This is a genomic window from Mycolicibacterium sp. TUM20985 (assembly GCF_030295745.1).
Taxonomy (GTDB): domain Bacteria; phylum Actinomycetota; class Actinomycetes; order Mycobacteriales; family Mycobacteriaceae; genus Mycobacterium.
The window spans coordinates 243,438-268,344 of sequence record NZ_AP027291.1 but is presented as its reverse complement, the minus strand read 5'-3'; the positions used below and the strand labels follow the sequence as shown (position 1 = coordinate 268,344).

28 protein-coding genes are annotated in these 24,907 nt (G+C 67.6%); 15 read left to right on the top strand and 13 right to left on the bottom strand.

Annotated elements, in window-relative coordinates; all coding sequences use genetic code 11:
* Positions 1 to 65: 65 nt before the first annotated feature.
* Entirely contained in the window at positions 66 to 836 is a 771-nt protein-coding gene (aqpZ, locus tag QUE68_RS01260; RefSeq protein ID WP_284224143.1) for an aquaporin Z, read from the top strand.
* A gap of 45 nt (positions 837 to 881) precedes the next feature.
* On the opposite strand, the gene QUE68_RS01255 is transcribed toward aqpZ, so the two are convergent.
* The 3 genes from QUE68_RS01255 to QUE68_RS01245 all read right to left on the bottom strand — a co-directional run bounded on the left by QUE68_RS01255 (position 882) and on the right by QUE68_RS01245 (position 2,847).
* Positions 882 to 1,454, bottom strand: a complete 573-nt coding sequence (locus QUE68_RS01255; RefSeq protein ID WP_284224142.1) for a Dps family protein — start codon at positions 1,452 to 1,454, stop codon at positions 882 to 884.
* Between the two features lie 63 nt (positions 1,455 to 1,517).
* Positions 1,518 to 2,378 (bottom strand): DNA-3-methyladenine glycosylase family protein, encoded by an 861-nt coding sequence (locus tag QUE68_RS01250; protein ID WP_284230575.1) that lies wholly within the window; start codon positions 2,376 to 2,378, stop codon positions 1,518 to 1,520.
* A 97-nt stretch (positions 2,379 to 2,475) separates the two neighbouring features.
* Positions 2,476 to 2,847: a DUF427 domain-containing protein gene (locus tag QUE68_RS01245; protein WP_284224141.1), complete on the bottom strand. Its 372-nt coding sequence runs from the start codon at positions 2,845 to 2,847 to the stop codon at positions 2,476 to 2,478.
* A gap of 82 nt (positions 2,848 to 2,929) precedes the next feature.
* Here QUE68_RS01245 and QUE68_RS01240 point away from each other — a divergent pair, with 82 nt between their 5' ends.
* Positions 2,930 to 3,391 (top strand): SRPBCC family protein, encoded by a 462-nt coding sequence (locus QUE68_RS01240; RefSeq protein ID WP_284224140.1) that lies wholly within the window; start codon positions 2,930 to 2,932, stop codon positions 3,389 to 3,391.
* A gap of 10 nt (positions 3,392 to 3,401) precedes the next feature.
* Here the strand turns inward: QUE68_RS01240 and QUE68_RS01235 are convergent, their stop codons facing one another.
* The gene (locus tag QUE68_RS01235) at positions 3,402 to 4,772 is read right to left on the bottom strand and encodes an NAD(P)/FAD-dependent oxidoreductase (protein ID WP_284224139.1); all 1,371 of its coding nucleotides are present in this window, start codon (positions 4,770 to 4,772) and stop codon (positions 3,402 to 3,404) included.
* 77 nt (positions 4,773 to 4,849) lie between these two features.
* On the opposite strand from QUE68_RS01235, the gene QUE68_RS01230 reads away from it, so the two are divergent.
* From QUE68_RS01230 to QUE68_RS01195, 8 genes are all read left to right on the top strand, one after another.
* On the top strand, positions 4,850 to 5,692 hold the full coding sequence (locus tag QUE68_RS01230; RefSeq protein ID WP_284232194.1) for a formate/nitrite transporter family protein: 843 nt from the start codon (positions 4,850 to 4,852) through the stop codon (positions 5,690 to 5,692).
* Between the two features lie 48 nt (positions 5,693 to 5,740).
* Positions 5,741 to 8,284: a DEAD/DEAH box helicase gene (locus tag QUE68_RS01225; RefSeq protein WP_284234653.1), complete on the top strand. Its 2,544-nt coding sequence runs from the start codon at positions 5,741 to 5,743 to the stop codon at positions 8,282 to 8,284.
* A gap of 120 nt (positions 8,285 to 8,404) precedes the next feature.
* Positions 8,405 to 8,728, top strand: a complete 324-nt coding sequence (locus QUE68_RS01220) for a hypothetical protein (protein WP_284224137.1) — start codon at positions 8,405 to 8,407, stop codon at positions 8,726 to 8,728.
* A 66-nt stretch (positions 8,729 to 8,794) separates the two neighbouring features.
* On the top strand, positions 8,795 to 9,151 hold the full coding sequence (locus tag QUE68_RS01215) for a heme-binding protein (RefSeq protein ID WP_284224136.1): 357 nt from the start codon (positions 8,795 to 8,797) through the stop codon (positions 9,149 to 9,151).
* A gap of 22 nt (positions 9,152 to 9,173) precedes the next feature.
* Entirely contained in the window at positions 9,174 to 9,539 is a 366-nt protein-coding gene (locus QUE68_RS01210; RefSeq protein WP_284224135.1) for a SpoIIAA family protein, read from the top strand.
* 105 nt (positions 9,540 to 9,644) lie between these two features.
* Positions 9,645 to 10,484, top strand: a complete 840-nt coding sequence (locus QUE68_RS01205) for an SH3-like domain-containing protein (RefSeq protein WP_284224134.1) — start codon at positions 9,645 to 9,647, stop codon at positions 10,482 to 10,484.
* Positions 10,485 to 10,494: 10 nt separating this feature from the next.
* On the top strand, positions 10,495 to 11,211 hold the full coding sequence (scnC, locus tag QUE68_RS01200; protein ID WP_284232191.1) for a thiocyanate hydrolase subunit gamma: 717 nt from the start codon (positions 10,495 to 10,497) through the stop codon (positions 11,209 to 11,211).
* Positions 11,212 to 11,275: 64 nt separating this feature from the next.
* Complete coding sequence (locus QUE68_RS01195) at positions 11,276 to 11,557, top strand: thiocyanate hydrolase (protein ID WP_284230571.1); 282 nt, start codon at positions 11,276 to 11,278, stop codon at positions 11,555 to 11,557.
* Between the two features lie 60 nt (positions 11,558 to 11,617).
* Here QUE68_RS01195 and QUE68_RS01190 read toward each other — a convergent pair whose 3' ends face one another.
* The 3 genes from QUE68_RS01190 to QUE68_RS01180 form a co-directional block, all read right to left on the bottom strand.
* The gene (locus QUE68_RS01190; RefSeq protein WP_284232189.1) at positions 11,618 to 12,736 is read right to left on the bottom strand and encodes a hypothetical protein; all 1,119 of its coding nucleotides are present in this window, start codon (positions 12,734 to 12,736) and stop codon (positions 11,618 to 11,620) included.
* Positions 12,737 to 12,831: 95 nt separating this feature from the next.
* Positions 12,832 to 13,839 (bottom strand): NAD-dependent epimerase/dehydratase family protein, encoded by a 1,008-nt coding sequence (locus QUE68_RS01185; RefSeq protein ID WP_284234652.1) that lies wholly within the window; start codon positions 13,837 to 13,839, stop codon positions 12,832 to 12,834.
* A complete protein-coding gene (locus QUE68_RS01180; protein ID WP_284232187.1) occupies positions 13,836 to 14,342 on the bottom strand; it encodes a nuclear transport factor 2 family protein in 507 nt (168 codons plus the stop codon). Before QUE68_RS01180 ends, QUE68_RS01185 begins: the two co-directional genes overlap by 4 nt.
* 56 nt (positions 14,343 to 14,398) lie before the next feature.
* On the opposite strand from QUE68_RS01180, the gene QUE68_RS01175 reads away from it, so the two are divergent.
* Entirely contained in the window at positions 14,399 to 15,328 is a 930-nt protein-coding gene (locus tag QUE68_RS01175; RefSeq protein ID WP_284232185.1) for an alpha/beta fold hydrolase, read from the top strand.
* 47 nt (positions 15,329 to 15,375) lie between these two features.
* The gene (locus QUE68_RS01170; RefSeq protein ID WP_349816652.1) at positions 15,376 to 16,359 is read left to right on the top strand and encodes a bifunctional methionine sulfoxide reductase B/A protein; all 984 of its coding nucleotides are present in this window, start codon (positions 15,376 to 15,378) and stop codon (positions 16,357 to 16,359) included.
* A gap of 87 nt (positions 16,360 to 16,446) precedes the next feature.
* Here QUE68_RS01170 and QUE68_RS01165 read toward each other — a convergent pair whose 3' ends face one another.
* Positions 16,447 to 17,808, bottom strand: coding sequence for a cytochrome P450 (locus QUE68_RS01165; RefSeq protein WP_284232184.1), 1,362 nt, complete (start codon positions 17,806 to 17,808; stop codon positions 16,447 to 16,449).
* Positions 17,809 to 17,911: 103 nt separating this feature from the next.
* On the opposite strand from QUE68_RS01165, the gene QUE68_RS01160 reads away from it, so the two are divergent.
* Entirely contained in the window at positions 17,912 to 18,538 is a 627-nt protein-coding gene (locus QUE68_RS01160; RefSeq protein ID WP_284232182.1) for a TetR/AcrR family transcriptional regulator, read from the top strand.
* Here QUE68_RS01160 and QUE68_RS01155 read toward each other — a convergent pair.
* Positions 18,525 to 19,094 carry a TetR family transcriptional regulator gene (locus tag QUE68_RS01155; protein WP_284232181.1) on the bottom strand — a complete coding sequence of 190 codons (570 nt, stop codon included), beginning with the start codon at positions 19,092 to 19,094 and terminating at the stop codon, positions 18,525 to 18,527. The genes QUE68_RS01160 and QUE68_RS01155 overlap by 14 nt on opposite strands.
* 53 nt (positions 19,095 to 19,147) lie before the next feature.
* Here QUE68_RS01155 and QUE68_RS01150 point away from each other — a divergent pair, with 53 nt between their 5' ends.
* Complete coding sequence (locus tag QUE68_RS01150) at positions 19,148 to 19,822, top strand: class I SAM-dependent methyltransferase (RefSeq protein ID WP_284232178.1); 675 nt, start codon at positions 19,148 to 19,150, stop codon at positions 19,820 to 19,822.
* On the opposite strand, the gene QUE68_RS01145 is transcribed toward QUE68_RS01150, so the two are convergent.
* Entirely contained in the window at positions 19,819 to 20,586 is a 768-nt protein-coding gene (locus QUE68_RS01145) for a DUF2127 domain-containing protein (RefSeq protein ID WP_284232176.1), read from the bottom strand. The genes QUE68_RS01150 and QUE68_RS01145 overlap by 4 nt on opposite strands.
* Positions 20,587 to 20,683: 97 nt before the next feature.
* Here QUE68_RS01145 and QUE68_RS01140 point away from each other — a divergent pair, with 97 nt between their 5' ends.
* On the top strand, positions 20,684 to 21,763 hold the full coding sequence (locus QUE68_RS01140) for a GGDEF domain-containing protein (protein ID WP_284232174.1): 1,080 nt from the start codon (positions 20,684 to 20,686) through the stop codon (positions 21,761 to 21,763).
* An 11-nt stretch (positions 21,764 to 21,774) separates the two neighbouring features.
* Here the strand turns inward: QUE68_RS01140 and QUE68_RS01135 are convergent, their stop codons facing one another.
* From QUE68_RS01135 to QUE68_RS01125, 3 genes are read right to left on the bottom strand one after another with little or no spacing between them, the layout of a single operon-like run.
* Positions 21,775 to 22,848: a glucosidase family protein gene (locus QUE68_RS01135; RefSeq protein WP_286275032.1), complete on the bottom strand. Its 1,074-nt coding sequence runs from the start codon at positions 22,846 to 22,848 to the stop codon at positions 21,775 to 21,777.
* A complete protein-coding gene (locus tag QUE68_RS01130; protein ID WP_286275031.1) occupies positions 22,849 to 23,583 on the bottom strand; it encodes a class I SAM-dependent methyltransferase in 735 nt (244 codons plus the stop codon).
* Entirely contained in the window at positions 23,577 to 24,812 is a 1,236-nt protein-coding gene (locus tag QUE68_RS01125; protein WP_286275030.1) for a glycosyltransferase family 4 protein, read from the bottom strand. Before QUE68_RS01125 ends, QUE68_RS01130 begins: the two co-directional genes overlap by 7 nt.
* Positions 24,813 to 24,907: the final 95 nt, after the last annotated feature.

The following is a 24,907-nucleotide window of genomic DNA, read 5'->3' as shown; positions in this document are numbered from 1 at the left end:
CGCCACGCCATGCGATCCTCTGCTCGGACGCTTCAGTTCAGAGGCGCCAAGGGAGGCTCGTGGTCATGACAACACCAACGATGTTCCATCGCCTGGCAGCGGAGCTCATCGGGACGTTCTGGTTGGTCCTCGGCGGTTGTGGCGCTGCGGTATTCGCGGCCGACCCGGCCGGTGACAAGTCGGTGGGCATCGGGTTCCTCGGCGTCTCGCTCGCCTTCGGCCTGACCGTGCTCACCGGCGTGTACGCGTTCGGCACCATCTCCGGCGGACACTTCAACCCGGCCGTCACGCTGGGCGCCGCGCTGGCCAAGCGGGTGGAGTGGAAGGCCCTGCCCGCGTACTGGATCACCCAGGTCGTCGGCGGGCTGCTCGCCGGGCTCGTGATCTACGTGATCGCCAACGGCCGGGCGGACTTCGAACCCACGGGCGCCATGGCGGCCAACGGCTACGGCGAGCACTCGCCGTTCGGCTACTCGATGGTCGCGGTGTTGATCACCGAGGTACTACTAACGTTCATCTTCCTTCTGGTGATCCTCGGCGCCACCGATGATCGGGCCCCAAAGGGCTTCGCGGGCTTGGCAATCGGATTGACCCTGACGCTGATCCACTTGATCTCCATCCCGATCTCCAACACCTCGGTGAACCCCGCGCGCTCGACCGGGGTGGCCTTCTTCAACGGCGACGGGGCACCGGCCCAGCTGTGGCTGTTCTGGTTGGCCCCGTTGGTCGGCGCGGCGATCGCGGGGGTGGCCTATCCATACCTGTTCGGCCGCAACGAGGAACTGGCCGATCGCCCCGTCCGCGACGACGCCCTGGACGAGGCGGCCGCAGAATGACGAAGGCCCGCACCTCTCGGTGCGGGCCTCGATCAGGAATTCGGGTTACTTCGACTTGCCGTTTCGGGCGCTCCGGCCGTTCTTGGCGGACTTCGCCGCGCCCTTCTCCGTGGTCTCACCCTCGGTGATCAACTGGCCACCCGAGTTCTCCAGGTGCGCGCGCACGAACCACTGGAACTTCTCCAGTTCGGCGGCGTGCCCGATGAGCATGTCGTTGGTGATGGGGTCGGGCTCGTCGGTGGCCTCGATCGCCTCACGAGTGCTGGAGATCACGCCGTTGTAGACGACGTCCAGCGCGGCGAGGTGCGCCTGCACGGTGTCCCGCTCGATCGAATAGTCATCCCAGGTGCGGTCTTTGATGATCGCGCCGGGCGTGCCCTTCGGCGACCCGCCGAGGGTGGCGATCCGCTCGGCAACCTCGTCGGCGTAACCGCGGACCAGCTCGACCTGCGGGTCGATCATCTCGTGAACGCCGATGAAGTTCGGGCCGACGACGTTCCAGTGGATGTGCTTGAGCGTCAGGTGCAGGTCGTTGTAGGCGCTCAACTGCTTCTGCAGCAGGGTGGCAACGTCCTTGCCCTCTTTGGCCGACATTCCGGGCACGGTGAATTGGGTCATGGTTAAGCTCCTTCGATTTGACTCCCCGATGTCCTACCCGCCCGGGGCGGCGATTAACCCTCGCTAGAGGCTGCGCAGATCCGGGATGGACCGCCGCGCACCGAAGCGCGGGTTGCGTGCCAGGCCGCTGACCTCCAGCAATCGCACGGCGCGGTACCGATGTGGTCGCATCGGTTCCAACAGCTCGACCATCTCCTCGTCGTCGATCCGGTGGCCCAGAAGCGTCGAGCCGACCACGTTGGAGAGGTGGTAATCGCCGATCGACAGCGCGTCGGCGTCACCCCAGGCCCGCTGCGCGACCTCGGCGGCGGTCCACACCCCGGCCCCCGGCAGCGTCATCAACGCCGCCCTAGCGTCCGCGGCGGGGCGGGACGACAGCCGCTCGAGCGAGTCCGCGCGATGCGCGCAGGCGACCACCGTCCGCGCCCTGCCGGGGTCGACGTTGGCGAGATGGAACTCCCACGACGGGATGCGCCGCCACACGTCGGCGGGAGGGGGCACGCGCATGCGGGCCGGAGCGGGTCCCGGAGCGGGCGTACCGAACTTCGCCACCAGCAGGCGCCAGGCCCGGAACGCGTCCTTGCCCGCGACCCGCTGCTCGAGGATCGCGGGCACCAGGGCTTCCATGACGCGGTCCGTACGGCCGAGGCGTAGATGGGGCACGCGACGGTACGCGGCCGCGATCGTCGGCTCCTCGGGCATGAACCCGGCCGCGTCGTCGTGCATGCCCAACAGCGCGGGCAGGCGCTCGACGAACTCCTCGGCCCCGTCACCCCACGCCTCGCAGTCGACGGTGACGCGGCCCGACGTCACCATTCGCGCGGTCACCGGTCCGCTGGGCAGCAGGCTGGTCTTCCAGATCGCGCCCTCGACCAGTTGGTAGCAGGGGTCACCGGCGCCGCGACGCTGCGGTGACAGCGTCATCGCCGGGCTGGCGGGCCCCCTCCGATCCGCACCGAAGTCGACGCTGCGCGTCACGCCGGTGGAACTGGGCACCGCCAAAGGTTAGGCCGGATCGGGCTCAGGCGACGGTGACGTCGGCCTTGGTCGCGTAGAACGCCACGTGACCGGCGATCTCGGCGACCGCCGGGTAGGGCTGCTCGTAGGTCCAGATCGCATCGGCGACGGTGTTTCCCGCGGCGTCCACGTCGTAGTACTTGGCCTCGCCCTTGTACGGGCAGTAGGTGGTGGTGTCACTGCGCGTCAGCACCGTCGGCGAGACGTCGGCGAGCGGTACGTACTGCACCGCGGGGTACGTCGACTCCTGCAGGGTCAACGCGGCGTCGGTCTCGGCGACGACTTCGCCGTTCACCCGGACGACGACGTGTCGGCCGGTCGGCGTGACGGTGATGGGATGGCTGGCGGTGGGCTCGTGAACGGTGCGATCGGTCATGTAAGGCCAACGTACGCGGAGCGGGCCCTGGTTCCTGGTCCGGAGCGACCCGAATACGGGAACGGCTGGCTACGATCACCGCATGAGCGAACCCTCGGCCCAGGCCTCGGTCACCATCGCCGCAAGCTGCGCCGACGTCTACGCAATCATCACCGATCTCCCGACGATGGCGACGCTCGCCGAGGAGACCTCCGCGATGGAGTGGGTCGACGGTGACGCCGCCCGCCCCGGCGCGGTGTTCAAGGGTCGTAACAACAACGGCGGCAAGTCGTGGACCACCAAGTGCACGGTCACCCACGCCGAGCCCGGCCGGGTGTTCGCGTTCGACGTCAAGAGCGCCATCATCCCGGTGGCCCACTGGCGGTACGACATCGAGCCCGTCGACGGCGGGTGCCGCGTCACCGAGCAGACGTGGGACCGCCGGCCCGCGTGGTTCCGCAAGCCCGCCGGACTGGCCACGGGGGTGAGCGACCGCACCGGCGCGAACGCCAAGCACATCGAGGTCACGCTCCAGCGTCTGAAGACCAGGGCCGAGACCGCCTGAGATACCGAGTTCAGGGCCGCCCGGTGATCAGGTCGGCGACACCGGCGATCGGCGACGTGGTGGCGCGGCCGCCGGACTCGTGTCGGTCGGCGACCTTGTACGCGACGTAGAGGCTGCGGACGCCGAGCCACCGCAACGGTTCGGGCTCCCAGGTCTTCGAACGGTGAGCCACCCAGGGCATCTCGGTCAACGGCGTCTTCTCCTCGCGCACCAGATCGGCGAGCGTGCGCCCGGCCAGATTGGTCGCGGTGACACCGTGGCCGACGTAGCCACCGGCCCAGCCGAGACCCGTGGCCCGGTCCAGGTCGACACCCGCCGACCAGTCCCGCGGGACGGCGAGTACACCGCACCAACCGTGGGCGATCGGTACGTCGCGCACCTGCGGCAGGACGTCGTGCAACACCTCGGCGAGATGCCGGATCGTACGGCCGGGAACCTTGCCGTCGACGTCGGTCCGCGAGGCGAAGCGGTAGGGCACACTGCGCCCGCCGATGGCGATGCGGTCATCGACGGTGCGCTGGGCGTAGAAGAACCCGTGCGCCATGTCGCCGACCGTTTCGCGGCCGTCCCAGCCGATGGAGTCCCACACCTCGGGGCTGATGGGCTCGGTGGCGATCATCGAGCTGTTCATCGGGAGCCACCGCCGTTTCAGGCCGGGCAGCGCCGCCGTGAAGCCCTCGGTGGCGCGCAACACGATGGGCGCCTTGACGGTGCCCCTGGCAGTCGTGGCTCGGCCCGGGGCGATCTCCGTGACCGGCGTCTGCTCGTAGATCTGCACGCCGAGCGCCTCGACGACGTCGGCGAGTCCCCTCGCCAGCGCTGCGGGCTGGATCCGGGCGCAGTGCGGCGTGTGATAAGCCGCCACCACGCGGGAGAACCGAATCCGTTGCGCCGCTTCGGTCGTCGTCAGCTCGGTGAGCCCGTCGACACCCCATTCGCGTTCCTCGGCGAGCTCGGCGGCGAGCCGCTTCGCCTGGGCGGGGTTGCGGGCGATCTGCATGGTGCCGCCCTTGACGATGCCTGCGTCGATCCCCTCGCGCGCAGCGACGTCCGCGACCTCGTCGACCGCGTCGTTGAGCGCCCGCTGCCAGTCGAGCACGCTCTGGCGGCCATGCTGGCGAGCCATGGCGTGGCGGTCACCGGGCGCCAGCCCCGACAGCCAGCCGCCGTTGCGACCCGAGGCGCCGAAGCCCGCGAACCGCGCTTCGAGAATGGTGATGCGCAGCGAGGGGTCGGCCCGCTTGAGGTAGTAGGCGGTCCACAGCCCGGTGTAGCCGGCCCCGACGATGCACACGTCGGCGTCGCGGTCGCCGGGCAGCCACGACCGGGGCGAGGGCATCTTGTCGAACCAGTGCGAGATGTGACCGTTCACGGGAGACACCCCAAGAGTCTGGCAGGGCGGCGACATCGTCCGCACCCCGCGGCTTCGGAACCGCCCGGACCGGGTATTTCTCCCGGGTGGGTGAGACGAACAACCGTGACCTCGGGGCCACCGACAGTCCCCTGGAGGACGAGCTCGAGGACGCCTTCGTCCGCATGATCGGCGAGGGCACCCAGCGTTTGCACCGGACGTGGCGCGAGGTGCTGGTGACGGGATTCGTCGGCGGCACCGAGGTCGCCATGGGGGTGCTGGCCTACCTCTCGGTCTCGTACGCGACCCACGACCCGCTGCTGGCCGGGTTGGCGTTCTCCATCGGTTTCCTCGCGCTGCTGCTGGGCCGCAGCGAATTGTTCACCGAGGGATTCCTGATCCCCGTCACCACCGTGGTGGCCAAGCGCGCGAGCGTCGCTCAGCTGGCCAAACTATGGTCCGGGACGTTGTTGGCCAACCTGCTCGGTGGCTGGGTGATCATGTGGCTGATCATGACGGGGTTCCCCAAGCTGCACGACGAGGCCGTCGAGTCGGCCACGCACTTCATTGCGGCGCCCATCACGGCGCAGACCGTCGCCCTGACGTTGCTCGGCGGCATGGTGATCACGCTGATGACCCGCATGCAGCACGGCACCGATTCGATGGTCGGCAAGATCGCCGCCGCCGTCGCCGGCGCCTTCCTCCTGGCCGGTCTGCAGATGTTCCACTCGATCTTGGACTCGCTGCTGATCTTCGGCGCACTGTTCACCGGTGACGCCCCGTTCGGCTATCTGGATTGGCTGAGCTGGTTCTGGTACAACCTGCTCGGCAACATGCTCGGCGGCCTCGGCCTGGTCACACTCCTGCGGCTCTTACGGAGCAAGGAACGGCTGGAGGAGGAGCGCGACGAGGCGGACTCCTCCCCTCCGGGAGACGCTCCCGAGGGCTGACCGACACGCCCGCGACGGCGATCGGGCAGGCTGGTCCTCACGATGACGATGGCCCCTCCCCTGCTGGACCCCACCGACCTGGCGGCGCTGCGCGCCAAGGGCGCCGATGCCGACGACCTGTTCGCCTCGTTCGCCGCCTGGGCGGAGGCCAGTGGCACGGTGCTCTACCCGGCGCAGGAGGAGGCGCTGATCGAGCTGGTCAGCGGCGCGAACGTCATCTTGGCCACCCCGACCGGTTCCGGCAAGTCCCTGGTGGCCACCGGCGCGCTGTACGCCGCGCTGGCTCGCTCTTCTGCAGGGCACGGCGGCAGCTTTTACACCGCACCCATCAAGGCCTTGGTCAGCGAGAAGTTCTTCGCCCTGTGCGACGTGTTCGGCGCGGCCAACGTCGGCATGCTCACCGGGGACGCGTGCGTCAACGCCGGAGCGCCGATCATCGCGTGCACCGCCGAGGTGCTTGCCAACATCGCTTTGCGCGAGGGCGCGTCCGCCGACATCGGGTTGGTCGTGATGGACGAGTTCCACTTCTACGGCGACCCGGACCGCGGCTGGGCCTGGCAGGTCCCGCTCCTCGAACTCCCGAGGGCCCAGTTCCTCTTGATGTCCGCCACGCTCGGTGACGTCACGTTCCTGCGCGATGACCTCACCCGCCGCACCGGCCGGCCGACGGCGCTGGTCGCCAACGCCGAGCGCCCCGTTCCGCTGCACCACTACTACGCGACGACGCCGATGCACGAGACGATCCAGGACCTCCTCGACACCAAGCAGGCGCCGATCTACGTCGTCCACTTCACCCAGGCGTCGGCACTCGAGCGGGCGCAGGCGCTGATGAGCGTGAACGTCAGCACCAAGGAGGAGAAGGCGGCGATCGCCGAACTCATTGGTGCCTTTCGCTTCTCGTCGGCCTTCGGGTCCACCCTGTCGCGGTTGGTGCGACACGGCATCGGGGTGCACCACGCCGGAATGCTGCCCAAGTACCGCCGACTGGTCGAGCAGCTGGCACAGGCCGGGCTGCTCAAGGTCATCTGCGGTACCGACACCCTCGGCGTCGGCATCAACGTGCCCATCCGGACCGTCGTCTTCTCGGCGTTGTCGAAGTACGACGGCACCCGCACGCGACTGCTCAACGCCCGCGAATTCCACCAGATCGCGGGCCGTGCCGGACGGGCCGGCTACGACACCGCCGGCACCGTCGTCGTCGAGGCACCCGAGCACGAGGTGGAGAATCTCAAACAGTTCGCCAAGGTTGCCGACGATCCGAAGAAGCGCCGGAAGTTGGTGCGCCGCAAGGTACCCGAGGGTATGGTGCCGTGGAGCGAGAAGACTCAACTACGGCTCGTCGAGGCCACCCCCGAACCGTTGACCAGCAACATGCGGGTCTCGACGGCGATGATCCTCGACGTCGTCGACCGTCCCGGCGACCCGTTCGTCGCGATGCGGCGACTGCTCACCGACAACCACGAACCACGCAAGCGACAACTGCGGCACATCCGCGAGGCGGTCGGCATCGCCCGCTCGCTGCTGCAGGCCGGAGTGCTCGAACGGCTCGACGAGCCCGAGGCCGACGGACGCCGCTACCGGCTGACGGTCGACCTGCCGCCGGACTTCGCCCTGAACCAGCCGCTGTCCACGTTCGCGCTCGCCGCGATCGACGTGCTCGACCCCGCGTCGGATACCTATGTGATGGACGTCGTCTCGGTGATCGAAGCGACGCTGGAGGACCCGCGGCAGATCCTGTCTGCACAGTTGAAGAAGGCCAGGGGCGAGGCCGTGGCCGCGATGAAGGCCGAGGGCATCGAGTACGACGAACGGATGGCGCTGCTCGACGAGGTCACCTATCCGAAACCTCTCGCGGACGTGCTCGAACACGTCTTCGCGCTGTACCTGCAGAGCAACCCGTGGGCCGCGGACGGTCAGCTGTCGCCGAAGTCCATCGTGCGCGAGATGTGGCTGGGGGCCTTCACCTTTCGTGAGTACGTCAGCGTCTACGGGCTGACCCGCTCCGAGGGAGCCGTCCTGCGCTACCTCTCCGATGCGTTCAAGGCGCTGCGGTCCGGCGTCCCTGCGGCGGCACGCACCGAGGAGGTGACCGACGTCGTCGAATGGCTCGGCGAGCTCGTCCGCCAGGTGGACTCGAGCCTGCTCGACGAATGGGAGCAGCTGACCAGTCCGGATCAGCCGCTGGACGCGCCGGTGGCCGTGCCCGCCCGCCCTCGTCCGATGACCGGCAACGAGCGGGCGTTCACCGCGATGGTCCGCAACGCGCTCTTCCGTCGGGTGGAGTTGTTCGCCCGCGGCCGCTGGTACGACCTCGGGGAGCTGGACGGCGGTTCCGGTTGGACGTCGGAACGCTGGGCCGAGGTCGGGCGGGAGTACTACGACGAGCACGACGACGTCGGTACCGGCGCAGACGCGCGTGGACCGGCGCTATTGATCATCGACCGTCAACCCGACGTGTGGAACGTGCGTCAAATCCTGGACGACCCTGCCGGAGACCATGATTGGGGCTTGGACGTCGTGGTGGACCTGACCGCATCCGACGAGGAGGGTGTCGCGGTGCTGCGCGTGGAGGACGCCGGGCGCAGAGACTGACCCCGAGCTAGGGGCGTTCGCCGCGCAGTTAGGGGAGAAATACCCTGTCCAGTCGGCCGCGGCGTGGGCAACGTTGACCGCGTTGCTAGACATCGTGGCCGACGAGGGGAGGGGTTCATCGTGCGAATCCAACGGTTTGGGGTGGCGGCCCTCAGTGCTGCGGGTGCCGCGGCGGCACTCCTCGCTTCGCCGGGCGCAGTCGCGGACTCCTGCGATCCCGCGGTCACCGTCTGTCAGGGCGGCGACGCTCAATCAGGTGACGTCCAATCAGGTGGCAGCTCAGCGGATTACTCGCCGACGGTGTCCGCTCCGGACGAGCAATACCCCTATGACAACGAGTGGTACTTCAATCCCGCCGGCGGCAGTACGGCGCTGCAGACCGACCGCGGTTCCAGCAGTGGCGGCGGTGGCGGCGGTGGCGGTGGTGGCGGTGGACGCCGCTGACGTCCGCATCGGTTCAACGCCAATCACCGCTTGCCCCTTGGGCTCACGACTCTAGGAGATCGAGACATGTCGTCACCAACGCATTCCGTGCGCCGCGCACTAGCCACCGCGATTGGAGCCGGTGCGATCGCGGGAGCGACGCTCGTCGTCGCTGGCCCGTCCGCGTTCGCCGACCCACCGCCGCCGGTCCCCGGGTGTTCGGTAGGGGACTTCGAGCAGATCACCGCCGGGGTAGCTGCGGCCACCTCGGTGTACATGTTCACCCATCCCGACGTCAATGCGTTCTTCTCCAGCCTCAAGGGTGAGCCGCGGGAGCAGAGTCGCGACCAGGCGGTCACCTACCTCGACGCCAACCCGCAGACGAAAGCCGAGCTCGCCGGAATCCGGCAGCCCCTTCATGACATGAAGATGCGTTGCCAGTAATCGATTAGTGGAGGAGCGCAACATGATTGACGTCGACTTGGATACCGAGCACGCGATCTTGCACATCAGGCCGGAATCCTCGCTGGAGGAAGGTGACTTCACGCGGCTCGCCACGATCGTCGATCCCTTCATCGAGACGGTCGGTGGCCTGTCGGGTCTCATCATCGATGCGCCGAAGTTCCCGGGCTGGGAGAGCTTCGGCGCGATGGTCACCCACATCCGCTTCGTTCGTGACCATCACAAGGACGTCAAGAAGATCGCCGTCGTCACCGATTCCCACCTGGGGGACGTCGCAGAGTATCTGGCGATCCACTTCATCTCGGCTGAGATCCGACACTTCCCCGCCGGAGACGTCGAGGCCGCACGTCAGTGGATCACCGCGGGCTGAGACCCGGCTGGGGTCGATCGTGACCATTGCCCCCCATCTGCGCCGATGCTAATCTCCGGTCCTTAGGGAGCTCGGCAAACTGGCCGGGACAGCGAAGGACCGCCAATGAGCAACGCGGCTGAACGTGCCACCCAACTGGAACTCGTCGCGCGGCTGAAGTCGTCGTACCCCGAGCTTCCCGACGCACCTACCCCCGACCTCGTCGACCACGGCCGGTTCGTCGCGTACACGAAGCCCGTGCACGACGTCGGTGGTGAGCCCGACGCGCCGATGAAGTACGAGAACAAGGGTTACGAGTACTGGGAGCACATGACCTACGTGATGTGCGAAGTCCTTGCCTGGCGCGGCATCTGGTTGTCCGAGGAGCGGCGACGCATTGGCAACGTCGACGTGCAGCGCGCCATGTATCTCGGCCTTCCGTACTACGGCCGATGGCTGCTATCGGTGGCACGCGTGCTGGTCGAGAAGCATCACATCGGATTGACCGAGCTCTCCGAGCGGATGGCCGAAGTCCAGGATCGCTACGCCGGCGGGCTCGCGGGCAAGACCCTGGCGGCGCACCCCCGGTTCCAAGGCGACGGATCTCAGGTCAAGCGCAACAGCCACATCGTGCACGCTCGAGGCAAGGGTGATCCGCAGGTCTATGCCGGCAAGGCGGACGAGCCCAAGTTCAGCGTGGGCGACCCGGTCGTCGTACGTGAGCTGCCGGTGCTGTTCTATACGCGCACACCCGAATACGTGCGCGGCGCACGGGGTGAGATCGCCGCCGTGGCCTACGAGAGCCCTGCGGCCGAAGACGAGACCTGGGACATCCCCGACGCCAAACCGGAGTGGTTCTACGTCGTGCAGTTCAGCATGGCCGAGCTGTGGGACGACTTCAACGGTCCGGCCACCGACAGCCTCCGCACCGAGATCCCCGAGCGCTGGCTGCAAGCCGCCAACTGAACGGACGCACATGACCGATCACGCCCATGATCACGACCACGATCACGATCGCACCGTCAAGCCCATGGTCGACGAGGTCACCGACTTCGAAGTCCTCGAGATCGCGCTCCGCGAGCTGTGCATCGAGAAGGGCATCTTCACCGCCGAGGAGCACCGGCTGTTCACGGAGTTCGCCGAGCAGATCGGCCCCACTCCGGCAGCCCGGTTGGTGGCCCGCGCGTGGCTCGATCCCGACTTCCATCGGCTAGCACTCGACGAACCGATGACCGCCAGCAAGGAAGTCGGCGTCGACTGGCTCGAGCCGACCGGATTCGGCACCCCCAGTGACTTCACGGCCTTCCAGATCCTCGCGGACACCCCCACGGTGCACCACGTGATCGTGTGCGCGCTCTGCTCGTGCTACCCGCGGCCGATCCTCGGGAACTCCCCCGAGTGGTATCGCACGCCCAACTACCGCAGGCGACTCGTCCGCTGGCCGCGTCAGGTGCTCTCGGAGTTCGGGCTCTACCTCGGCGACGACGTCGAGGTCCGGGTGCAGGACTCCAACCAGAAGCACCGCTTCATGGTGATGCCCATGCGGCCGGCCGGAACCGACGGCTGGACCGAGGATCAGCTAGTCGAGATCATCACGCGCGACTGCCTGATCGGCGTTGCACTGCCGAAGCCGGGCGTGACGACCAACGTCATCACCGCGACCCGCGCCGCGATGCACCCGACCGGAGAATGACGTGAATGAGTTGGACGGCGACGTCCTTCGGACCATCGTCGACCGCAACCAGGTATGGCCGAGGATGGCCGCGAAGTACGGCGTCGAGAATCCCGTGCCGCCGTGGAAGACCAGCCTCGACGGCCTCTGCGATGCGCTGGACCGGGCCTCGTGTGAGGCGAACGCACCGAGTTTCAAGGAGCGACGCGACGAGGAGGACGCGCTGTCGTCGACGGTGTACTCCGAGCTTCCCTACCCGGAGAACCAGCTGGTGTCGTTGGCCCATTCCCTGATGGCGCGGGGAGTCATCTCCGAAGGCGAACTACGGCAGCGGATTTCAGCCGTCCGCCGCCGGCTCGAGGCCTGAGGACGGCCTCATCGCGGTCTACCGCTCCTTGCACCGAGATCCGTCGGGACCCGGCAGATCTCAGCCGGCTGGCTCGGCGAACAGCGTGATGGCGCACATGACCGCGGCGAGCGCGCCGTACCCGAGCTTCTTCGGCACCGACTTCGTGGTGCGCAGCGCGATGACCGCCTGAATCGCGTAGTACGCGGCGAAGGCCCGAGAGGCGATGGCCACGATCACGTAGGTGTCCACGGTGGCGGCGAGCGCTACGGCAGCGACCCCGCTGAACAGGAACGGTCGGGGTCCGTGCATCCCGCTGGACAGCCGGCGCAGGTCGCCGTCGGCGGCGGCGGTGTCGGCCACCGCCGCACTGAACTGGCTCAGAACCGCCGACACGACCAGCGGCAAAGCCAGGAAGGGTGCGACTCGGGCGGTGATGTTCAGCAAGGTGTCATCGACGCCCGCATCGGTGCCCAAGCCCATCACGGGCGTCGCCACCGCCACGAAGCCGATGTAGATCGACGCTGCGATGCCCTGGGCCAACCGTGAAGCCCAGACGCGGGTCTCGGCGTTGAACTCGTCGCCGAGGTAGCGCACGGTTTCGAATCCCTGCACGGTGATGACGATGCCGCCGAGCACCAGCAGGGTCTGCAGAATACCCATCGCGGCCACCGGCGGGAACGTCAACCCGGAATCCCCGAGCAGCAAACGGCCGTCGTGGAGCAGCAACGTCGCGCCGAGCACCGTGGTCAAGGCGAGCACGGCGCACAGGGTGACCCGGTCGAGTTTGTCGAGCCCGGAGAAACCGCGCACGATACCGATGGCGACGATCAATACCACTGCTGTGCAAGCGATTACGCGCTGGGCGATAGGCGATCCCCCGTCGACGACGTAGTCGACCAGATAGACCGCCATGATGCGCAGGTACAGCGCCACCGAGATGACGTACGCGATGACGATCACGGCGTCGCCCAACCAGCCGAGACGATCGGTGACCTTGTCCAGCTCGCCGGATTCGTCCAGCGGCTCGACCACCCGCACGCAGTGCCGGATCGCGGTGCCCGCCCACCAGGCGACGGCCGACACGGCGATGGCTCCCAGCACCGCCAGGGCACCAAGCGTCCGCTCGAGCACCGGGACGATGATGAGGAGCCCCGACCCCAGGATGGATGCCAGCGGCGTCACGGTTGCGGTCAGCACGCCGCGGAGGGTTACCGCCGTCCCTGGATCCGACAAGTCGAGTCTCCGTCCGGTGGCGGTGCACGGTGTTGCGCGGGCACCATCCTGCCCGTTCCTCAACCAGCCTGCTTGCTCCTGCGCTTTGTGTCTCGGAGCCGGACCCAGAACGTGGCGGCCTCCCGGATCGAATCCTCGACGGGCCCTGGCTGCCAACCGAGTTCGCGCTTGGCCTTGGTGCAGTCGACCGGCGCCTCCGCGCGCATCAGCCGCAACGAGCCAATCGACAGCTGCTCGTCGGTCCCCGTCAGTCGCGCCTTGGCGCTGCCGAGCACCGCGAACGCCCACGACATCGCCAGCGGCAGGGACTTCGCTGGCGGCGGCACCCCGACGGCATCCGCGGCGATGCGAACCACCTCGGCATTGGAGATCATCTTCTCCGAGATCAGGTAGCGCTCGCCGACGCGTCCCTTCTGTGCCGCCAGGACCAAAGCCCTTGCGGCGTCGTCGATCCCAACGGCCTCCAACTCGATGCCACTCATTACGAAGGGCAACTTGCCGAACGCCGCTCCGGCGATGATCGCCCCGTGCGGCGTACGCCCCCAGTCGCCCGCGCCGTAGGTCGTCGACACGCACATCGCGACGGCGGGCAAACCGTGATCGCGGACGTACTGCATGACGAGGTTCTCGGCCTGGACCCGCGACCGGACATACGGCGTCAGCCGCCGGTCTTCGATCACGTCGTCCTCGGTGGCCATGCGACCGCGTTTGCGTCCCACGGTCACGTAACTGCTGGTGAAGATGAAGCGCTGTAGCCCAGCGTCTTTCGCGATCTGGAGCACGTTGCGGGTGCCCTCGACGTTGGTGCGGAAGAGCGGAGCGGGGTCCTTCAGCCACCCGCGGGTGTCCACGACGCAGTAGTAGACGACGTCGCAGCCCGTCATCGCCTCGCGCAGCACGGCGTCGTCCCAGATGTCACCGATGAACCGCGTGACGTCCAGGTCGTCGATTCCGACGGTGTTGGCGCCGGCCCGCACCATCACGCGAACGTCCTGCCCGTCGGCGACCAGCTGCCGGGTGACGTGCGACCCGAGGTAGCCGTTGCCGCCGATCACCAGCGCGGTCACGAACCGCCCCCGAACCGGCGCATCCACGCGGCGGCCTCGTCGGGCAGCGTGCCCAGCTCCTCGGCCTTCTTGCACCACTTCACCGTCGCCGACACGAACCGCAGTGGGTTGTAGACGTCTTCCTGCCGACACCACTTGCCGTCGCCGGCGTAGGTGACGATCGAGATGTTGGTGGCGCTGATGATCGTCCCGTCGCCGGGGTCGCGCATGGGGTTGTCCAGCTCGCAGAGCACGCGGTTGGTGGCCTCGTCGATCACCGTCCACAGCGATGGGAACGACGTCATGTAGCTGCCGGGGAAGTTCTCCATCGTCTTCCAGATCCAGGGGCGTACCTGCTCGCGCCCGTGCATCGTGCCCGCCGCGTGCTCGACGTAGGTGATGTCGTCGGTGTACTGGTCAACCCAGGGATCCCAGTCGCGCGTCTGGGCGGCCCGGGCCACCGTGGCCTCGAAGCCGGCGAATGCCGCGGTCAGCTCGTCGCGGCCGAAGGTGGTGCCCGTCACACCCAGAACTAGAACACGTTCTACCTGAGTTTGTCGAGCCGCCGTATCCTCCCTGGATGAACGTCTTGCCAGCGATGGCAGTCGGTATGGCCCTCGCCTTCAACATGGCGTTGGTCACGGCCCCCAGCGCCTCGGCGGACGACGTCGCGGGGCTCGTCGACATCGGCGGCGGCCGCAGCCTCTATCTGAACTGCCAGGGCAACGCCCCTCCTGGCTCACCCACCGTGTTCGTCATCCCGGGCAAGGGCAGCTACGCCGAAGCCTGGAATGCGGCCGTTCCGCCCGATGACCCGATCCGCTCGTCGCCCTACGACGTCATCGACCAGGCGCAGTTAGCGCTCGACCCGGAGTCCGCCCAACCGATCGTGGCCCAGACGACGCGGATCTGCGTCTACGACCGGCCCAACACCCGGCCCGACGGCACCGAGCTGTCCACGCCGGTGCCGCAGCCGCACACCCTGCAATCCGACGTCGACGACGTGGTCCGCCTCGTCGACGCCGCGCAGCTTCCGACGCCGATGGTGTTCGTCGCGCATTCCTACGGCGGACTGATCCTCGACCTGCTCGCGCGCCAGCACCCGGACCTGGTCAGCGGGCTGGTGTTCTCTGAACCCACCTCGGAGTTCATCTGGGGCATCGGAACGCCCGAAAAGGACGCGGCGTTCGACGCCGACGGCCGCGCGGGCCCCGCCGGCGACGAGGCGATCCTGGCCGAGGACGCCTTCGCGGCCATCGCCGACGCCCCACCCTTGCCTCGCGTGCCGGCGATCGTGCTGAGCGCGGAGAAGTTCCCGGCGCCGTCGACGCTGAAGCCGGACAACTACACCCAGGCGCAGATCCGTCAGTCGAACGACATGCTGGCCGCGGCCCTCGGCACGACGAACGTCGTGATTCCGGGCACCGGCCACAACCAGATGCTGTACGAACCTCGGGCCATTGCTGACGAGATCATGACGGTGGTCGACGAGGTCCGTACCGGGAACTAACGCAACACCGCCTGAGGTTGTAGGAGTGTCAACCCCTAGGAGGACACGTGGCGAAGACCTACGACAAGAACCCAGCGGCAGTGAACGCCCTCTCGCCGGAGCAGTACCAGGTGACCCAGAAGAACGGCACCGAGCGGCCGTTCACCGGCGAGTACTGGGACAACCACGAGCCCGGTATCTACGTCGACGTGGTATCCGGTGAGCCCCTGTTCGCCTCCACCGACAAGTTCGAGAGCGGGTCGGGCTGGCCGAGTTTCACTCAGCCCATTCGTGAGCCGAACGGCACGGCCCACGTCGTCGAGAAGCGCGACTTCAGCCACCTGATGCTGCGTACCGAGGTCCGCTCGAACAATGGCGACAGCCATCTCGGGCACGTGTTCAAGGACGGCCCGCGGGAGGCAGGAGGGTTGCGCTACTGCATCAACTCCGCTTCTCTGAGATTCATCCATCTCGACGACCTCGAAGCCGAGGGTTACGGCGAGTACACGACGCTCTTCACCAATTCAGGAGGCACAGGCATGACTACCAAGACCGCGATCCTGGCAGGCGGCTGCTTCTGGGGCATGCAGGATCTGATCCGCAAGCAACCCGGTGTCGTGTCGACGCGCGTCGGCTACACCGGCGGCAAGAACGCCAACCCCAACTACCGCAACCATCCGGGGCACGCCGAGGCCATCGAGATCACCTATGACCCGGCGCAGACCGACTATCGCGCGCTGCTCGAGTTCTTCTTCCAGATCCACGATCCGACGACGAAGGACCGCCAGGGCAACGACGTCGGGAGCAGCTACCGGTCGGCGATCTTCTACTCCGATGACGACCAGAAGGCCGTCGCCTTGGACACCATCGCCGACGTGGATGCCTCGGGTCTGTGGCCCGGCAAGGTCGTCACGGAGGTGACTCCGGCGGTCGACTTCTGGCAGGCCGAGCCAGAGCACCAGGACTACCTGGAGAAGTTCCCCAACGGATACACCTGCCACTTCCCGCGGGCGGGCTGGAAGCTGCCGAGGCGCGAGACCGCCTCGCAGTAGCCCCACCCCCTCCGCGAGCAGACACAAAGGGCCCTGAATCCCCGCGATTCAGGGCCTTTTGCGTCTGCTCGCGCTGGGGGCTGGGGGCTAGGCGAGCGGCGTCGGCCGACGGTGCAGCACCACGCGCCCGCCGGCCTTCGGCGTGTAGGCCACTCCGCGTGAGTGGACCTTCTCGTCGGGTGCGGTCGTCGTCTCGATCGCGAAGTGGCGCAACACCGTTCGTAGGACGACGTCCATCTCCACATTGGCGAACGCCGCTCCCACACAGCGGCGGGTACCGCCACCGAACGGGATGAACGCCGAGACCGACGGCCGCTTGCCCATGAAGCGTTGCGGGTCGAAGCGTTTCGGGTCGTCGAAATCCTCTGCGCGGGAATGGATGTGGTCGATCGCGACGAAGATCGAGTACCCCCGGGGGATCACCCACTCACCCAATTCGAACGTCGGCGCATACACGTGCCGCCCGGCGAAGTCGATGACGGTGCGCGCCCGCTGCGTCTCGAGGATCGTGGCCTGGCGGTACTCGTTGCCCTCGGTCGCGGCTTCGGATTCGAGGAGGCGCAACACTTCCGGATGCCTCGAGACCCGCTCCAGCACCCAGGCCAGCGTGGCGGCGGTCGTCTCGTGTCCGGCCGCCAGCAGGGTCAGCAGTTCGTCGGCGATGTCACGGCGCGACATCGCCGAGCCGTCCTCGTAGGAGCTTTGCAGCAGCAGCGTCAGGACGTCATCCCGGTCGTCGAAGTGGGGGTCGGCCTTGACCGTGTCGATCAGCCGGTCGACGATCGCGTCGTAGTCGCGCCGGTAGGCCGCGAGCCGGCCCCACGGGCTCAGACGCCCGTAGGTGCGCGACGGTGACGGCAGCACGGCTAGTTTCGAGCCAAGGGTCACCCACGGTGGGATGATCCGCCGCAGGTCGTCCAACTGCTCGCCGTCGGCACCGAACACGGCGCGCAGGATGGCGTTCAGCGTGATCCGCATCATGGGCTCGAGCGACTCGAACTGCTGCCCCTCGGGCCATGACGCCGATTCCCGCAGCGTCTCCTCTTCGAAGATCACCTCGTAGTTCTTGATGCTCTTGCCGTGGAACGGCGGCGTGAGCAGCTTGCGACGCCGCTTGTGCTCCGAGCCGTCGAGCGCGAACACCGAACCCGAACCGAGGATGCGACTCAGGTTCGGCTGGATGTTGCCGACGTCATCGGTGTTGGCGGCGAACAGCTGCTTGGCGATCTGCGGGTCGGCAACGGTCACCATGTTGCCGAACACCGGCACCTTGAGGCGGAAGACCCCGCCGTGGCGACGCGTCATGTGCTCGACCATGCGGCGGCGCGACAGCACGAACCCGGCCGCCTCGACGACGCTGGGCAGGCCTGACCGCGGCGGCATGTGCACGGCAGCGGCGCCGTCCACCGCGGATCCGCGAGATGGTCCTGCGATCGTCGTTTCGCTCATCGAGCACTCCAGACTGTCGTGGTACTACGCCGTACCGGGCCGTCGTGTAGTACGGTACCGCCTAGTACCGGATTTGCGCAAGGTTCGGAGGACGGACGTCGAGTTGAGCAGCGGGCCTCCTGCCGCGGACGCGGACACCACGGAGGCCGCGGGTGCCACCGCATTCCGGCGCCGCCTCCTCGACGGCCTCGCCGGTTCCATCGCCGAGCGTGGCTACCGTGCGACCACCGTCGCCGACGTCGTCCGTAGCGCCAAGACCTCCAAGCGCACCTTCTACGACGAGTTCGCCAGCAAGGAGGAGTGCTTCATCGAACTGTTGTCGGCCAACAACGACGACATGATCGCCCGCATCACGACGGCAGTCGACGCCGAGGCCGCACCCGATGACCAGGTACGCGCCGCGGTCGAGGCCTACGTCGAGCACATCGAGTCACGGCCCGCCATGACGTTGAGCTGGATTCGCGAGGCACCCGCGCTGGGCGATCTGGCCCGACCGCTGAATCGGCTTGCGATGCAACACCTCACCGACATGCTCGTCGACATCAGTACCAGTCCCGGGTTCGTCGACGCTGGGCTGCAGCCGATTTCGCGACAGCTCGCCCTCATCCTGCTGGGCGGACTCCGCGAGCTCACCGCACTCCTCGTGGAGGACGACCGAGACGTCCGGGGTGTCGTCGAGCCCGCGGTCACCGCGGCGCGCGCCCTCCTCGGCCTGCCTAGTGCAGGATGAGGCGCGCCGACTTCTCCAAGCGCTGCACGATCTCCTCGTAGGAGGCGTAGCCCATCCCCGCCCGCACCAGCGCGCCGGAGTACAGCATCTCCAGCGAGTCGATGACGTCCTCGTCGACCTCCGGGCCCAGCGCCGCGACCAACCGCGCCCTGATGTCGAGGCCGATCCTCTGACGCAGCGCCTCGACGTCGGGATCGCGGCCGAGCAGCGCGGTGGTCACGGCTCCGGCGAACTCCGGCTCGTCGGCGACCAGGAGCGAGATGTGCTGCAGGACGTCGATGACGCGGGTCGCCCGATCGTCGGACTCGTGGGGAACCGGTGGCGCTCCGGCGAGCCTGCGCCAGAACACCTCGGCGACGAGGTGTTCCTTCGACGAGAAGTAGGTGTAGGCGGTGGCGGCTCCCACGCCCGCCTCGGCGGCGACGCGACGCACGGTGAGGCCGGCGAATCCATCCCGGTGCAGGATGTCGACGGCGGCTCGACCGAGGCGTTCCACGGTGTCGGCCTGCTTTGCGGTCAGACGGCGCCGAGTCGACTCCCGAGCCGGATCGGACACGTGTCCGGACGCTACTACAACTGGCATCCACCGGCAACGGTAGGTTGGCCGTCATGAGCTCAACCGAGACTGCCCTGCCACCCTCCGCCGCGCGCCTCTTCGAACTCGCCGAGCAGGTCATCGGGTTCATGCCCGCCGACGAGGGCCGCGCCCTCTACGACGCGGCGATCGCGTACCTGCACGACGGCGTGGGCGTCGAGATCGGGACGTACTGCGGCAAGTCGACGGTGATGCTGGGTGCCGCGGCTCAGCAGACCGGCGCGGTGCTCTTCACGATCGACCACCACCACGGGTCCGAGGAACACCAGGCGGGCTGGGAATACCACGACACCTCGATGGTGGACGAGGTGACGGGCCTCTTCGACACCCTGCCGACACTGCGGCACACCCTCGACGCCGCGGGACTCGACGAGAACGTCGTCGCCATCGTCGGCAAGTCGTCACTGGTGGCACGATCGTGGCGAACTCCGTTGCAGCTGTTGTTCATCGACGGTGGGCACACCGACGCCGCCGCGCAGCAGGACTTCGACGGCTGGGCGCGGTGGGTCGCGGTCGGCGGCGCACTGGTGATCCATGACGTGTTCCCCAACCCCGACGACGGCGGGCAGGCTCCCTACCGGGTGTACCGGCGCGCGCTGGACACCGGCGCGTTCCGCGAGGTGTCGGCGATGGGCTCCATGCGGATCCTCGAGCGCACGACAGGCACCCCCGGCGACGCCCTGGACTAACCCGCGGCGGCCCTCTCGACGTCGAGGAGCTGCTCGCCACGACGTTCGGCGTCATACGCCGCGCGACCGCCGCGAAGTCCGAACAGCCGCTTCGAGATCAGGAGATAGATCACGGCGGCCACGTTGATCGCCAGCGTCAGTATGCGGGTCGTGGTGATACCTCGACTCAGGTCGTACAGCTCCAGCGGGAGGAAGATCGAGGTCGCGATGACCGCGAAGTACTCGCCCCAGCGGGTGAGCAGCCACAGTCCGATGCCTTCGACGAGTTCTAGCACCGCGTAGACGACCAGCGCGAGCGCCAGCAATACCAGGGTGGACGGCTTGGCGGTCAACGCCTTCTCCAGTTCGTGGATCACCGTCATCTCGTCGACCTTGAGCCCGGAGGTGCGCAGCAGCGGCAGATCGCGGTCGAACGCGGCCTGGATCGATCCCTGCGCGCCGCGGAACTTCCATACCGCCGCCGCAGCGAACGCGATCAGCACGGCGCGAAACCAGCGTTCCACGGCAAGCGCACGCAGGATGATCGCTTGGCGCAGAGCCTTGCCGCGCATCACCAACGGTGCGTCCTCCGCGGCCCCCCTGCCGTGCGGCGGGCCCACGGTGAAGTCGCCGCAACGCAGGCAGCGCCACACCTCACCAAGCCCGGTGGTGCCGCTGAGCCGCTCGGCGAGGGCGTCGTCGTCGGGCGCGTAGGTGACGTGCCCTCGGCGCCCGCACGTCCACAGCTCCCACAGGTTGCGCCCCTTGGACTCGTGCATGCTCATCGGCTCCCTTCCTGCTCATCGTTAGGCTGACAGCTAATCCGCTCATCGGCGAAGTAACAGTCGGGCATAATCTGCTCACCAACACCGGGGAGCGCACGTGGCGGGAGCATTCACTCGATGGTGGCTGCAGCCCAGCCACTACGACTGGCTGAGCGGCTACCTCGGTGCACGCGGTATGAGTGGCGCCACGCGGACCATGATGGCATCCATCGCGGGATCGCTCGCGGCGTGTCTGGTGGCGCTTCTGGCCGGCTCGGACGGGCCGCGGGCGCACCTCCCGGTGGCCATGATGGGCATGGCCTTCATAGGCGGGGTAGCCGGTGCGATCCTGTGGACGCTGCGATGGCCGACGCCCCAGCAATCGGTGGCCTTCGCCCTCGTCACCAACGCCTCGATCGCCCTGGCCTGCCTGGCGTACCCGGATCCGATGGCCTCGCTCGTCGGCTGCATCGCGTTCGCGACCTCAGGCGGTTACATCGCTTTCTTCCACACCTCGAAGTTCGTCGTCTACAACTTCGCCGTCGCGGCCGTCGTCGCCGTCTACGCGGCGGTGCGGATGGCGGAGCAGGGACATGTCGCGCTCGCCGGCGTCGACCTGTTCCTGGTCCTGCAGGTCAACATCGCGTTGCCACTCGCCATCCAGGTGGTGATCCGCGCGTTGGGCAATGACCTCGTGCACGCCCACCTGGATCCGCTGACCAATCTCTGCAACCGGAGGGCGTTCCACCTGGAGGTGCTCGGTCTGCTCGTGGCCCGACCGTCGCCAGACATGTTCATTCTGGTGGCCGTCATCGACCTGGACGACTTCAAGAACATCAACGACAGTCACGGTCATCTGGTCGGCGATCGCGTGCTGGTGGAGGTGGCGAGCGCCCTGCGCGCGAGCACGCACGACACCGCGGTCATCGCCCGCAGCGGTGGGGAGGAGTTCATCGTCGCCGACACGTCCAGGACCGGGGACGCCGCTCCGCTCGCCAACCGGATCTGCGAGGCGATCGCCGAGTTGCCGATCTCGGTCACCGCGAGCGTCGGCACTGCCTGTGCTCCACTCGACGGCGTCCCGGCCCGACAGCACAAACCACTGCTGGAATACCTGATCGGTGCGGCCGACAACGCGATGTATCAGGCAAAGCGCAGCGGCGGCAACGGGTTTCACCACCACGATCGAGCCTACTGACAGACTCCTCGTCAGCGGCCGCTGGCCGCACAGGCGCAGTCGAACTGGCCCTCCAGGCCGCGCGGGAGTTCGTCGGCGCGGAAGATTCCGCTGGCCGCGGTGGTCGATGACAGGGCGTCCGCCGCGAGGATCATCGCCGCGCCGGTCCAGGTGGTGCGCTCCACCGGCCAACGCTTGCCGTCGGCGAAGACCAGCCCCGTCCAGTACGAGCCGTCGTGCTCGCGCAGATGGTGCATGGCGGCGAACTGCTCGCGCGCCCTCCCGGTGTCGCCGATGGCGTCCAGGGCCATCACCAGCTCGCACGTCTCGGCGCCCGTCACCCACGGCCGGTGGTCGACGCAGCGGATGCCCAGACCGGGCACGACGAAGCGCTCCCACCGATCGTCGATGCGCGCCGTGGCGGCAGGTCCGCGTAGGGCACCACCGAGCACCGGGTAGTACCACTCCATCGCGTGGTCGTCCTTGAGGTTGAACGACTCCGGATGCTCGACGATCGCATGGCCCAGGCTCCCGACGGCGACCTCCCACTCGGGTTGTGATTCGCCCATGTAGTTCGCCAGGGCCAGCGCGCACCGGATGCTGTGATAGATGCTGGCGCAACCGGTCAGCAGCGCCTCGGGGAGGATACCGGAATCACTTCGCGCCCAAGCGATTTCGCCACCATCGAGCTGCAGTGTCAGCACGAAGTCGATGGCTCGGCTGACGACCGGCCACATGGCTTCGGCGAAGCCACGATCGCCGGTGACGAGCACGTGATGCCATACGCCGGTGGCCACGTAGGCGCAGAAATTGCTATCGCTGTTGCCATCCTCGAGCACGCCGCTGCGCATCTGGATCGGCATCGACCCGTCGGCTCGCTGTACCGTGCGACACCAGTCGAAGGCGGCCCGCGCCTCCTCCCACAGCCCCGCCACCGTCAGCGCCATGGCGTTCTCGACGTGATCCCACGGGTCGGTGTGACCGCCGGAGAACCACGGCAACGCCCCCGACGACTCCTGCGTGGCGGCAATCGACTCAGCTGTTTGCCGGCACTGGTCCGGCGTCAAGATGCCTGCTACACCCGGGATTTCGTGACGCCGCAGCATTCAGGTTGCCAGGGTTGGGGAAGTGGGTGGCTTTTCGAAATACAGTGCGACGCTCTTTCCGATCAACGGGTTGAGCAGCGACTCCGCATTGCGGGTCAACCACGGCCGCGACATCATGTCCCAGACCAGCATCCTGTGATACGCCGCCACCAACGGATGATCCGGCTTGTCAATGCCAACAGCGCATTTCAGCCACCAGAAGGGCGCGTGCAGCGCGTGCGCGTGATGGCGGTGGTCGAACTGCAGCCCGCGGGCCGTGATCTTGTCGCGCAGTTCGTCGGCGCGGTAGATCCGGATGTGGCCACCCTCGTTGGCGTGGTATTCATCCGACAGCGCCCAGCACACCTTCTCGGGCAGCCAGCGTGGCACGGTGACGGCCAATCGTCCGCCGGGTTTGAGCACGCGGATCAATTCGCCGATCGCGCGGTCGTCCGCGGGGACGTGCTCGAGGATCTCGGAGGCGATCACGAAGTCGAAGCTGCCGTCGTCGTAGGGCAGGTCGAGCGCGTCGCCCTTGACGGCCTCGGCCTTCGCAGAAGTGGGCGCCTCGCCCTGTTCCTGCATGGCCTGCAGGATCGCGTCGACGTTGTTGAGTTCGGCGACGTCTTGGTCGAACGCGATGACGTCGGCACCTCGGCGAAACGCCTCGAAGGAGTGCCTGCCCGCGCCGCAACCCACGTCGATGACACTGCTGCCTGCGCCGACGCCAAGCTTGTCGAAGTCGACCGTCAGCATGCCTTCACCCGTTTCATCGCCCGTTCATACACCGTAACCGTCTGTGCGGCAACGGATTCCCAACTGAATACGTCGACGGCCCGCTTCCGGCCGTTGGCCCCGAGCCGACGCAACTCCAGCGGTGAGTCCAGCAGCTCACCCAGCACCCTGGTCAGGTCGTCCACGTCGCCGGGACGGACGAGGCGCGCGCACACGTCGTCGTCGCCGACGACTTCCGGCAGCGCCCCCGCCCGGCTGGCGACGATCGGCGTACCACTGGCCATCGCTTCGACGGCCGGGAGCGAGAAGCCCTCGTACAGCGAGGGGATGCAGGCGACCTCGGAACTGGCCAGCAGATCGGCCAGTTCCCTGTCGCTCAGTCCGCTCGAGCTGTGCACGATGTCGGAGATGCCGAGCTCGGCGATCAGCTTCTCGGTCGGGCCGTTGGGCTCGAGCTTCGAGACCAGCTGCACGTCGAGGTCGCGCTCGACCCGCAACCGAGCGACCGCATGCAGCAGGTGACTGACACCCTTGAGCGGAACGTCCGCGCTGGCGATCGCGATGATGCGGTTGCGCACGCGGTGCTCGCTGGGCCGGAACAACTCCGTGTTCACACCGAGGGGCACCACGTGCAGTTGATCGGGCTCGACGGCGAAGTCCTCGGCGATGTCGACCGCAGAGGAGGATGACACGGTCAGCAGCTCCGGAATTTGGCGCGCCACCTGCTTCTGCATCTCGGCGAAGCCATACCACCTGCGCACCAACGGCTTTCGCCACCACTTCGCGGCGGCGACGTCGAGCACGCGGTCGCGCGTGATCGGGTGGTGCACCGTCGCCACGACGGGCAGGCCGAGGTCGGCGATCGTCAGCAGACCGTCGCCCAGGCTCTGGTTGTCGTGGACGACGTCGAACTCCCCGCGACGTTCGGCCAGGATCCGTGCCACGCGCAGGCAGAAGGTCTTGGGCTCGGGGAATGCAGCCGTCCACGTCGCCAGCAGTTCGAGCAGATCGATGCGGTCGTGGATCTCGCTGGGCCGCGGGACGCGGAACGGATCGGGCTCGCGGTAGAGGTCGAGACTCGGCACCTTGGTAAGGCGCACCCGGGGGTCGAGACCCTCGGGATAGGGCTGGCCGGAGAAGACCTCGACGTCGTGGCCAAGCTCTACGAGACCGCGACTCAGATGGCGGACGTAGACGCCCTGCCCACCACAATGCGTCTTGCTTCGGTATGAAAGCAGGGCAATTCGCATGGCTAATTCACCGCGGCCAGAGTCGGAATCTTCTCTCTGGACATGTGTCCAGACTATAGTTTGACGAGCTAGCCGCCGCAACGCGGCCACCGCGG